We start from the raw sequence: 11,844 nt of genomic DNA on the forward strand, positions 1-11,844 counted from the left end.
CTTCCTCACCCGCGCCGAGGCCGGTGAACTCGCCACCGACCAGCTCCTCAACGCCGTCTTCCTGACCGGCACCTCCGGTCTGGACGCCGACTCTCGCGACGAACTCGCCGAGCAGCTGATGGCCTACCTCGGGCCGGAAACCGGTGGCGATGACCTCCTCTGAGGCCGAGCCAGCCGGGCCGACCGGGCTGGCCCGGCTGGCGGCGGTCCTCACCCAGGTGTCGGGCCACCGCCCCTCGCCGACCGAGCTGGCCGAACTGCTCTGGCTCGCGGGGCACAGCACGCACAACCCCACCCCACCGCCCCCGGGCGCAGCGGCCCGGCAGGGCACCGGAACCGGCCACGCGCCGGTCCCCGCCGACGACCAGGCCACAGCGCCGGCCGCGCACCTGCACGCCCCCGGGACGACGCCGGTCGAGCCGCAGACCGGTACCGCACCCGGCCCCCACCTGCCGCTCCGCACACCCGCTCCTCCACTGCTCCGCCGCCCGCTCGCCCTCCAACGCGCCCTGCGGCCACTGTCCCGCCGGGTCCCGACCACGCGCGGCTGGGAGCTCGACGAGGTTCGAACGGCCCACCGGATCGCGGCGCACAACGCCGTACCGCACTGCTGGCTCCCGGTGCTGCGCCGCGGCACCGAGCGCTGGCTCGACCTGGTGATCGCCTTCGACGACGGGCCGACCATGACCGTCTGGCGCCCGCTGGCCAGGGAACTCCACCACCTCGCCGCCCAGACCGGCTTCTTCCGTACGGTCCGACTGCTGCGCGTGCCGTGCGGTGCCGCTTCCCGCAGCCTGCGGATGCCGGCCTCCAGGCCGGACCGGACCGTCCTGCTGGTCGTCAGTGACTGCGCCGGGCCGCAGTGGTGGGCGCCCGGGGGCACGCCCAGTCCGTGGCACCGGGCACTGCGCGACCGGGCCGCCACCATGGCCACGGCGGTCGTCCAGCCGCTGCCCGAGCGGCTGTGGCGGCGCACGGCCCTGCCCGCGACCGCCGGGGTCTTCTCCCCGGCCGGCGAGGCAGCACCCAACGCGAACCTGGGCTTCACGCCCTACCGGGCCGATGCGGCGGGGCCCGGGATGCCGGTGCCGGTCCTGGAGCCCACCGGCGAATGGCTGGCGCACTGGGCGCAGCTGGTGTCCGGCCGCACCGGCCGGGTGCCCGGCGCGGCCGGCCGCCTCCTGACGACCGGTTCCGCCGCGCCCGAGGGCGAGGACCCCGGCAGGCTGTCTGCGCAGGACCTGGTGCTGCGGTTCCGGGCCGTGGCCTCGCCGGGGGCCTTCCGGCTCGCGGGGCACTTGGCGGTCGGCGTCCCGCACCTACCGGTCATGCGGCTGGTCCAGGCCGCCGTCGAACCGCGCCCGCGCCCACAGCAACTCGCCGAACTCATACTCAGCGGCCTGCTCACCGCCCTGCCCGGCGCGGACGGCCAGTACGCCTTCCGGCCGGGCGTCCGCGAGGTCCTGCTGCGCACGCTGCCTCGGTCAGCGGCCTGGCAGACCGTCGACCTGCTGCGCCGGGTCGGCGGGTACATCGAGCAGCACGCCGGGTCGGCCCGGGAGACCTTCCCGGCCGTGGCCCCCAGCACCGGCACCGGCAGCGGCTCTGGACCCGCACCGGACGGCCCGCCCTTCGCCGTGGTCAGCCCGGACGCCCTCACCCTGCTGGGTGGCGACCATCCTGGCCCACCCGCACCGACGCCCCTACCCCGGGCCGTACCGCCCCTGCGGACGGTGAGCGTCCAGTCCTCCCCCACCCTCCGGCCCGGAGGCATCGAGGAGTGGTCGCGCCCGTACTTCTTCTTCAGCTACGCGCGCCGGGACTTCGAGGCCGAGGACAGCCTGGTGGATCGGTTCTTCAACGACCTACGGGACGAGCTCGGCCGGCTGGTCGGCACGGGCGTGCGCGTCGAGGAGCTGGCCTACCGGGACACCGAGCGGCTGCGGCTGGGCGACGACTGGGCCGAGAAGCTGGCGACAATGCTCGGCCGCAGCCGGACCATGGTCGCGCTCTACTCCCCGGCCTACTTCGCCAGCCTCTACTGCGGCAAGGAGTGGACCGCCTTCCGCGGCCGGGTCCGGCGCCACCACGAGGACACCGGCGAATTCGTCCCGGCGCTCCTCCCGGTGCTCTGGGAGCCCGTCGAGCCGGGCGGCCTGGCCGACGAGGTGAACAAGATCCAGTGGGCCCAGCCCGACATGGGCGAGGCCTACGCCCGGCAGGGCCTGCGGGCCCTGCTGCGCACCGCGCAGAGCGAAGCGTACGAGCAGGTCGTCCGGGTGGTCGCAAAACTGGTCCGGGACGCGGCCACACGCCGGCTCGGCGAGCTGCCCGAGTTCGACCTCGGCGCCGTACGCGGCTACTTCCCCGCCCCGATGGAACTCGCTGCGGCGTCCGCCCCCGGGATGGTGCGACTGTTCATCGCCGCCGGCACATCCTCCGAGGCCGCCGCCGCAGGCGGTGGGTGGTACGGCACCGAACCGTGGGACTGGGCGCCGTACCACCCGCCCGTCCAATCGTCCCTGGTGATGCTCGCCCAGCAGGTGCTCACCGCGGCCGGGCACACCACCACGCTGGAGGAGATCGACGCCGACCTCACCGCCAAGGTCGACCAGGCCCGCGAGAACAGCGAGGTCAGCATCCTGCTGGTGGACCCGTGGGTGGCCGGGAGCGAGCGCTACCGCTCCGTGCTGCGCGCGTACGACGACCAGAACCGCCCCTTCACCGGGGTCATCCTCCCCACCGGCAGCGACGATCCGGCCGACGGGCCGGAGCGCGACGCGCTCTGGGCGGGCGTGCGCGACGTGTTCCGGCGCAACTGGCTGCACCGGAGCGACCTGGAGCACTTGTTCCGGGTCAAAGTGAGCCGGGAGAACTTCGACAGCGTCCTCAGCACCATGGTGACGATCGCCCAGAACAAGCTCATGGACGACAACCTGGACCGGCAGGGCGACGACGGCGACCCCTTCGGGCTCGGTCAGGCCCGCGGCTTCGCCACCGAGCCGACGATACCGGGGCTGGCCGTCCCCGCCGGTCCGCCCGGGACCCGCCCGGACCTGCCCCGGCCGACTGCCTCCGGCATCCGCCTGACGCCGCAGTCCGACCGCGATGCCGATCAGCCCTGAGCGCCCCCGCCGGGCACCGCCCGCCGCTCCGCCTCGATGAACGCCCTCGTGGTCGACGGGTCCGGGAGCGGGCGCCCGTACGTCTCCGCGAGCCGGGTCAGGGCGGTGGTCTCCACCGTCCAGCCGTGCCCGTCCAGCCAGTCGCCGGTGCCCGGGCCGAGCCCGCCGCGCCACAGGCCGGTGAGGTGGGTGAGCGCCGGGTCCTGCGGTGTGCGGCTCACGTCCCCGCCCTGTTCCAGCAGGAGACGGCTGCCCGGGGCCGCCAGCCCGGCCACCGCCGTGAGCAGCCCGGCGGCCTCGTCCGGGGCGAGGTAGACCAGCAGCCCCTCGGCGAGCCAGACCGAGCGCCGGGTCGGGTCGAAGCCGGCGGCGACCAGCCGCTCGGGCCACCGCGGGTCGACCAGGTCGACGGGCAGGGCCGTGCGTTCGGCCTTCGGTACGGCGCCGAGGCCGTCCAGGACCTGCTGCTTGAAGTCCAGCACCGGACCCAGGTCGAGCTCGAACACCCGGGTGCCGGCCGGCCAGTCCAGCCGGTAGGCGCGGGTGTCGAGGCCCGCCGCCAGCAGCACCACCTGGTCGGCGCCGGCGGCCGGCAGCCGGTCGTCGTAGAAGCGGGTGCGCAGGATGCCGTGGGCGACGAGGGCCTTGGCGAGGCTGCTGACCGGGCCGGAGAGCGCGGGTTCGAGGCCGGCGGCGTCAACGAAGGCGAGGGCGTACGGGTCGACGAAGAGCGGGTCGGGGCGGGAGCTCTCGTAGGCCCGCACCCGGGCGACGGACAGGGCGGTGCGGGAGACCGGGCTGAGCGGTTCGGAGGTCGTCATGCCAGGAAATCTACATCGGCGCCGATGCATCAGCATAGATGTATTGGTGGAGATGCATCGGTGAAGATGTACCCTTGCGGGCATGGACGGCGTGCAACTCCTCAGACTCGGCAAGCGGCTGACGGAACTCGGCCGCGCGATGATCACCGACCCGGCCGCCGAGCACCTCAGCGCCGGGGAGATCGCCGTGATCTCCGACGTGTACCGCCACCCCGCCACCTCCGTCCAGGAGATCCGGGTCCGCACCGGCTTCGCCCAGAGCCACGTCTCGGTCTCCGTCGCCCGGCTGCGCGAGCGCGGCCTGCTCGACGCCGCCGCCGACCCGGCCGACGGGCGGCGCACCCTGCTGACCGTCTCCGAGCCGGCCCGGCACGCCATCCGCGCCCACGTCGCCCGGCCCGCCGAGCCGGTCATCGCCAAGGCCGTCCCCGACCCGGAGAAGGCGCGCAGGGTCACCGAGCTGCTGGACGAACTCGCCGGCCTGCTGCTGCCCTGACCAGCCGCCGGGCCCGTCACCAGCCCCATGCCCCGGCCGAGTTCCACAAGTCGGTCACAAGCTCGTCCGGCCACTCCCCCGCCACCGCCGATCCCTGCCATCATCCCGCCTGAACCCGGGACACACCCGGGCGAGTCCGAGGGAGTGCGATGGACGCGCGGATCAAGGTCACCGGCGGCGACGGGCCGCGGGAGACGGCGGAGCTCCGGGACCGGCTGCGCCGCGAGCGCGAGCCGGCGGGACCAGTGCTGAGCGACGACGATGAGTGAGCCGCCGACCGACCGCGTCCCGACTCCGCCGCCCCGTCAGACAGCCTCCCGCCCCCGGCACCACACCCGCCGGTCCACCGCCCCGGTCGCCCGCATCGTGGCCCAGGCCCTGCTGGTCGTCGTCGGCCTGTCCACCGTCGCCCTCGGCTTCTCCTGGTTCGTCGACGCCTACGACGAGGCGCTCGCCTACCGTGTCGCCCCGGTCTGCGGCGCCCCCGCCACCGCGCCCGGCGCGGACTGCACCGGGCACGAGACCGGCCGGGTGACGGGCAGGAGGACCGACTCGAACGGAGACTCCACCACCTACGACCTGACCGTCTCCCGCGAGACGGTGCCCGCCGCCACCTACAGCGTCACCGAGGGCCTCTACGAGAGCCTGGAGAACGGCGTCAACGTGGACCTGACCCTCTGGAGGGGCCGCGTGGTCGAGCTCTCCCACCAGGGCCACCGCTCCGCCGTCCAGAGCACCCCCTGGCTCACCGCCCTCAAACTCGCCCTCCTGGTCGGCACGGGAACCGTCCTCGCCGTCTACGGCCTGCTCCTGCGCCGCCTCGCCAGCTGGGCGCTCCCCGTCGCCGTCCTCCCCTTCCTGATCCTCTTCACCGTCATCGGCAGCATCACCCTCATCACCGCCCAGTGGCCCTTCGCCCTCACCCTCGCCATCCCCCTCATCGGCTGGCTGCTCCTGGCCGCCATCACCACCACGATGTCCTGGGACTACTAGCCAGGGGGTCCGGACCAGGCCGCTCAGCCGTCGTTCCGGAAGACGGACCGGAAGCCCTCCTTAGCCCAATTGGCCCTGGTACCGGGGATGTCCGTCACCCCACCGGCCTGCAGGACGGCGCAGACGTAGGTCAGGCAGCTGTTCGTCAGAAAGTTGTAGGGCTCCTTCCCCATCGTGTTGACGTTCTTCTCCAGGTACTCCCAGGCGGCCGGGCCGTTCGGGAGCCTGAAGCCGTAGGTCGTATGTCCGTTCGGCCCCCCGTAGTTCCTGATGATCGTGGCCTTCTCGTCGGCTGTGGGCTTGAGCTCGGTGTGCCAGACGTCGCCGTTCGGGTGCATCACCTCGACGCTGAAGTGCAGGTTCGCGCCTTGGCCGCCGTGGTGGTGGACCACCGCGGTCCCCTCGCAGGACCGGACGTCGGCGGCCCCGCTGCCGTCGGAGCGCCGGCGGCCGTCGGTGGAGCACTCCACGCCGGAGAGGGCCTGCGCCGGGGCCGGCCCACCGGCGGGCGCGGTGTCGGTGAGGTCGGACAGGACCGCGACGATGCTGTGGGACGGGTCGACCAGGACGTCCCGGAACTGCTTCCAGACCTGCTCGGCGTCGGTGACGACCTGGCTCTGCGCGCCCGCCCTGGCGGCCGGGCAGGAGGGACCGCAGCTGATCTGCTCGCCGGGGTCGGCGAAGGCGGGGATGCCGAGCCGCGCGGGAACGTCGACGGGGACGGTCCGGGCGCGGACCTGGTTGTCCGCACGGGCCCTGATCGCCGGGTCCGGCGGAGGCATCGGCCGGCCCGCCCGCGGTTCGGCGGGCCGCCACGCGGGGGGCCTGGTCGGCTCGGGCTCGGTCTCCGTCTCGGACGGGTCGTCGCGGCGCGGCCTGGGCACGCAGGCCTGGCCGTACCGGGAGTGCAGGCCGTTGCCGCCGCAGGCCAGGAGCTTGTCGTCCGCGTAGGGGTCGGTCCTGTTGCCCCACTGCGGATCGCACAGGACGCCGCACTTCCTCATGGCCTCGGCCCAGGCCTCGGCCATCACCTTGGCCAACTGCCGGTCGAAGTCGGGCGGGATGGGGTTGGCGACCATGTCCAGGTCCATGAAGCTGCCCGTGCCGAGGCCGGTGCCGGTGCCCCGGTTCTCCTCCCCCGCCGCGCCCAGGCCGCGGGTCAGCAGGCAGCCCAGGGCGCCCAGCCAGGACCGCGCCCGGCAGGTCTCGTGCCCGGTCGGGTCCGTCCCGTCGAGCGGTGAACCCCCGGCGTAGAGGTAGCGGTTGGCGTTGCCCGACGGGGTGGCGGACAGGGCGACGTCGTCGCGCGAGGTGAAGGCGCCGCGCGACGGGTCGTACCACCGGGCGGCCATGTCGACCTGGCCGGTCGACGGGTCGGTCCAGGCGCCCTGGAAGCCGAGCGAGCGCTTCGCCCCGGTGGTGGCGGTCGGGTTGCCGAAGGGGTCGAAGGCGACCGAGTCGGCCGGTCCCGCGCCGCCGTCGGCGGGATCGAGGCCGCCGACCAGGTCGCCGTGCTGGTCGGTCAGGGTCAGCCGCTTGACGCTTCCCTGCTGGAGGGCGACCGGTTCGCCGCCCGGTCCGCGCGCGTAGCGGGTGTCGCCGTCGGAGGCGAGCAGACCGGCCGCCCCGCTGTAGGCGAAGGCGGTGCCGTTGCGGGTGGCGACGCGGTCCAGTCCGTCGTAGCTGTAGGCCGCCGTCCCCTGGGAGACGAGTCGGCCGAAGGCGTCGAAGGACGCCGGGACTGCGCTGCCGCCGTTCGGGGTGCGGGCCGCGAGGGTGCCCCGGGGTGTGTAGGTGTAGGTGGAGTCGCCGTCCGCCAGCAGCCGGTTGCGCTCGTCGAAGACCGCGGTGCGGCCTCCGTTGCCGACCCGGTTGCCCGCCGCGTCCCAGGCGTAGGCGGTGGCCCGGCCGCCGGGGTCGGTCCAGGAGGTGAGCCGGCCCGCCTGATCGTAGCCGTAGGCGTTGCCGCCCGCCCCCGCGCCGCCGGTGGTGTTCCTGGCGGTGAGTCTGCCGTTGAGGTCGTAGCCGTAGACCGCCGAGGTGACGGTCGTGCCCGCGGCGTTCTTGACGGTGTCGCTGGACACCCGCCCGAGGTCGTCGTACCCGAAGGTCCGGACGTGGCCGGAGCCGTAGGTGAGCCGGGCGACCTGACCGTCCGTGGTGTAGCCGACGCCGGTGGTGGTCCCGGTGAGGCCGTCCCGGATGCCGGAGAGCCGGCCGTTGAGGTAGGTGTAGGTGGCCGTTCCGGCCGCGTCGGACCGGGTGAGGAGCAGGCCGTCTTCGTCGTAGCCGAAGGCGGACTTGCCGGACGGGCCGTCGGTGGCGACCAGGAGTCCGCGGTCGTTGTACTCGAAGGTGTCCCGGCCGCCGGGGGCGTCGGCCGCCGTGAGCCGGCCGAGCGGGTCGTACTCCCGTACCCGGTCGGCGGTGGGGCTCTCCGCGCCCGTGCCGGTCTCGCCGGTCAGGCGGCCGAGGTTGTCGTAGCCGCGGTGCCTGGTGACACCGCCCGGCTCGGTCAGGGCGACGGGGTTGCCGGCCGCGTCGTAGCCGGTGGTCCAGGTGCGGTCGGCCGCGCCGGGGTGGGCCTTGGTGGCGGGCTCCACCACCGACTCGGGCAGCCCGAGGCTGTTGTAGCCGGTCGTGGTGGAGTTGCCGCGCCCGTCGGTGTAGCGGGTGGGCCGGCCGGCCGCGTCGTAGCCGGTCGAGGTCGTGATGGTCTGACCGTCGGCGACCGGTTCGCTCTGGCCGGTGGCGCGGTTCAGGGCGTCGACGGTCCAGGTGGTGGTGCGGCCCAGCGCGTCGGTGCGGGCGACGGGGTTGCCCGCGAGGTCGTAGGAGGTGCTGACGGACCGCAGTTCGGCGCCGTTCGGCGCGGCGTCGGTGGTGGCGACCAACCGGCCGGCCGGGTCGTACCAGGAGGTGCGGACCCGGCCGGCGGCGTCGGTGGTCTGCGCCGGGCGGCCGGCCGGGTCGTAGCCGTACGTGGTGACCACGTTGGCCGGGCTGGTGGTGGTGAGGACCTGGTCGAGGGCGTCGTGGGTGTAGCTCGTCCGGGCGCCGGTCGGACTGGTGACGGTGGTCAGGCGGCCGGCGGCGTCGTAGCCGTACCCGGTGGTGAGGGTGACCGTCTGCGGCTTGCGCTCGATCAGGCTGCGGGTGGCCGGTCGGCCCAGGTCGTCGTAGGTGTACCGGACGGTCGCGCCCAGCGGGTCGGTCGTCGAGAGCGGCTCGCCGGTGCGGGTGTAGGTGTGGCTCCAGACGCCGCCGGGGCGGGTGCCGTCCGGGCTCGGGTCCTGGACGGAGACGACCCGGCCGAGCTGGTCGTAGCCGTAGCGCGTGGTGTTGCCGCGCGGGTCGGTGGTGCTGCTGACCCGTCCGGCGTCGTCGTAGCCGGTGGTACGGGTCGGCGTGAGGGCCTGGGTGGCGCCCGGCGGGGTGTAGGAGGGGCTGGTGGTGCGCACCGGACGGCCGTTGCCGTCGTGGTCGGTGGTCGTCACCGCGCCGAGCGGGTCGCGCAGTTGGGCGATGGCGCCGAAGGTGTCGTAACCGGTCGCGGTCACCGGGCGGACGGGCCCGGGCCGGCTCCCGCCGCTCTCGGCGCTGACGGGCGGTGCGGTGACGGTGGTCGGTCGGCCGAGCTGGTCGTAGCCGAAGGTGGTGGTGTACGCGGCGGCGTCGGCACCGGGGGCGTTGCCCCGCGGGTCGGTGATGCTCTTGAGCAGGCCGTTCGGGTAGTAGGCGCGGCTGGTGACGCTCGGGGCGGGGGCGTTGGCGACGGTCGCGGTCAGTTCCCGGCCGGCGTCGTCGTAGCTGTAGGAGACGGTCTCCGGGGTGGCGGTGCTGTAGCCGGTGAAGTTGGAGGGCTTGCCGGTCCGGGTGGTCTTCAGGACGTTGCCGGCCGGGTCGTAGGTGTAGGCCGTCCTGCGGTCCAGGCCGCCGGGGTCCTCGGTCCGCGCGCTGGTGCGCCCGGCGGCGTCGATCTCGTAGGCGGTGGCCCGCTTGCCCGGTTCGACCTTCCTGGTCAGGTGCCCGGCGGCGTCGTAGCCGTTCTCCTCCAGGGTGACGTCGAGCGAGTTGTCGACACCGGTGGCGGTGACGGTGTGCAGCAGGTCGTCCTGGTGGTAGCCGTAGACCAGGGTGCGGCCCATGGCGTCCGAGTGCCTGGTGACCCGGCCGGCCTGGTCGTAGGAGAAGGATTCGAGGACCAGGTCGGGCCTGGGGGTCGCGGTGTCGCCGCCGGGGGCGTCGCCGGACCAGCCGTGCAGCCGTACCTGGTAGAGCTTGTTGCGCGCGGTGTAGGCGTAGACGGTGACGGTACCGGTCGGGTCGGTCACGGACGTCCGGTTGCCGAACCCGTCGTAGCCGTAGCCGGTGGCCTTCTGCTCGGGGTCGGTCGCCTTGACCAGCCGGCCGCGGTCGTCGTAGTCGTACCGGTACTCCCGGCTCCGGTCGCCGCCGGTGAGGTCGTCGACCCGGACCCTGGTCGGGTTGCCGTCCGCGTCGTACTCCGTGCTGGTGCGGGCGGTGTGGACGGCACCGGTGACGACGTTGGCGGCTCCCGGTTCGGTGGTGCTCACCAGTCGCGACGCGCTGTCGTAGGCGTAGGAGGTGGTCGCCGACCCGCCGGGCAGCCCGTCGGAGAGCCGGGTCTCGCCGGTGCGGCGCCCGAGGGGGTCGTAGCCGTACCGGGTGGTGTCGCCGGTCGGTCCGGTGACCTGGGCGAGGTCCCCGCTCGCGTAGTACTGGTAGGCGGTGGTCTTGCCCCTGGCGTCGGTGGTGGCCTTGACCAGCCCGGCCGGCGTGTTGCCGCCGCCCGGCGGGTACGCGGCCTCGGAGCCGTCGGTGTAGGTCTGCCGGACCACCGCCCCGTCCGGTGTGGTGGTGGCCGCCACCCGGCCGTCGGCCGTGTAGTCGGTGTGCGTGCGGTAGGTGTTGTCGCCCGGGTTCGCCGACCGGGCGTCCCTGGTGTCGGTCGGCTTGTCGTTGCGGGGGTCGAAGGGGTTGTCCGGGTTGACGTAGTAGGAGGTGTAGGCCGTCTGGCAGTCGGCGGGGCCGGTGCGGCAGGTGGTCCGGCTGGTGACGTTGCCCCGGGCGTCGTGGCCGAAGGTGATCCGGTGGCCCACTTCGTCGGTGACGGCGCTCTGGAAGCCGTCGGCGTCGTAGTCGTAGCTGCGCACGCCCTGGCCCTTGATCGGCCCGCCCGACCAGGTGGAGCCGCCCCCGACCGGTCCCCCGCAGTAGCCGGGGTCGCTGCCGGGCGGCGGCGGGCAGGGCGGCGCCGAGGTCGGCGGGGCGGTGGGGTGCTGCGGGTCGGCGGCCGGGTCGGTCGCCGACGGCGCGATGTAGCGCAGGATGCGGCCGCGGAACGCGTCGTAGTCGTACTGGTGCCACCGGTTGCCGGGGTCGGTGACCAGGACGGTGCGCACCGGGTTGTCGGCCGAGCCGCTGACCGTGGGTGCGTCGAGCCGCCAGAGCCCGCCGTTGTGGTCGGTCCTGGTCCTGATCCGGTCGTTGACGGTGTCGTAGGTCATCGCCGAGGCGGTCCGGCCCGAGGGCAGGGTGATCCGGTCGAGCAGATCGGCCGGCTGCCCGGCGGCGTGGTGCCCGGCGACGGCGACATCCCCCAAGGGGTGGGTGTAGTAGGCGACTTCGGCGATGTCGCCGGTGAAGTACCACTGGTTCCGGCGGTCGCTCGGCCAGCCGGGCCAGGCGCCGGCGGGAGTGCCGCTGGAGGCCGCGCCGATCTGGGTCCGGGTGACTCCCTCGGATTCGATGGTGCCGTCGACGGAGGCGGTACGGCGGCCGTCGAGGTAGAGCGTCTGGCTGCCGACCGCGCCGCTGAGGACGACGTGGTGCCACCTGCCGTCGGCGACCGGGCCGCCGATCAGCGGAGCGGCCTTGCCGTACCAGAACTCGCCGCGCAGGACACCGTCGGTACCGACGTACAGCACGGGCACCGAACTGGTGGAGTCCTGGCCCATCGGGCTGCTCTGGTGCCCGAACAGCGGGCCGGAGGCGGTGGTGCGGAACCACAGTTCCACCGCGAGGTTGCGGCTCCTCACCGCCTGGCCGTCGGCCAGCACGACGGAGGAGTTGCCGCTGAACGTCGCCGCGGTGGCACCGGAGCCGGCCGCCGGCCCGCCGGGGACCCCGAGCGTGACGTTCCGGTAACCGCCGTCGTCCTTGCCGAGGTTGACCTTCACCTCGCTGCCGGCGGTCGGGGAGCCGGGAGCGTCGGCGAGCCGCCAGTAGGCGTCGGGCCGTGAGTCGAGCACGACGCTGCGGTAGTGCGACCCGGTCGTGTGGTGGTAGGTCGTGCAGCGGTTGTCGGGGTCGCAGGCCTTGGTGAGCCGGTCGCCGTCGTAGGTGTACTGCCACACCAGCGGGGCGGCGCCCACCGAGTCGGTGG

General features: G+C 74.1%; 5 protein-coding genes and 1 pseudogene. 4 read left to right on the forward strand and 2 right to left on the reverse strand.

Annotated features, from left to right (window positions below):
• A pseudogene (locus ACFU6K_RS07450) lies at positions 1-163 on the forward strand (MoxR family ATPase); the annotation flags it as partial.
• Positions 150-3,125, forward strand: a complete 2,976-nt coding sequence (locus ACFU6K_RS07455) for a TIR-like protein FxsC (RefSeq protein WP_380661442.1) — start codon at positions 150-152, stop codon at positions 3,123-3,125. The pseudogene ACFU6K_RS07450 and the gene ACFU6K_RS07455, both read left to right, overlap by 14 nt.
• Here the strand turns inward: ACFU6K_RS07455 and ACFU6K_RS07460 are convergent.
• On the reverse strand, positions 3,116-3,946 hold the full coding sequence (locus tag ACFU6K_RS07460) for an SAM-dependent methyltransferase (RefSeq protein WP_380661443.1): 831 nt from the start codon (positions 3,944-3,946) through the stop codon (positions 3,116-3,118). The genes ACFU6K_RS07455 and ACFU6K_RS07460 overlap by 10 nt on opposite strands.
• Before the next feature lie 82 nt (positions 3,947-4,028).
• Between ACFU6K_RS07460 and ACFU6K_RS07465 the strand changes: the two genes are divergently transcribed.
• Both ACFU6K_RS07465 and ACFU6K_RS07470 read left to right on the forward strand, forming a co-directional pair.
• The gene (locus tag ACFU6K_RS07465) at positions 4,029-4,442 is read left to right on the forward strand and encodes a MarR family winged helix-turn-helix transcriptional regulator (protein WP_380661444.1); all 414 of its coding nucleotides are present in this window, start codon (positions 4,029-4,031) and stop codon (positions 4,440-4,442) included.
• A gap of 261 nt (positions 4,443-4,703) precedes the next feature.
• A complete protein-coding gene (locus tag ACFU6K_RS07470; RefSeq protein ID WP_380661445.1) occupies positions 4,704-5,435 on the forward strand; it encodes a hypothetical protein in 732 nt (243 codons plus the stop codon).
• 23 nt (positions 5,436-5,458) lie between these two features.
• Here the strand turns inward: ACFU6K_RS07470 and ACFU6K_RS07475 are convergent, their stop codons facing one another.
• Positions 5,459-11,833 carry an RHS repeat-associated core domain-containing protein gene (locus ACFU6K_RS07475; RefSeq protein ID WP_380661446.1) on the reverse strand — a complete coding sequence of 2,125 codons (6,375 nt, stop codon included), beginning with the start codon at positions 11,831-11,833 and terminating at the stop codon, positions 5,459-5,461.
• Between the last annotated feature and the right edge of the window lie 11 nt (positions 11,834-11,844).

Origin of the sequence: Kitasatospora sp. NPDC057512 (assembly GCF_042802135.1) — a bacterium.
In the GTDB taxonomy this organism is placed as follows: domain Bacteria; phylum Actinomycetota; class Actinomycetes; order Streptomycetales; family Streptomycetaceae; genus Kitasatospora.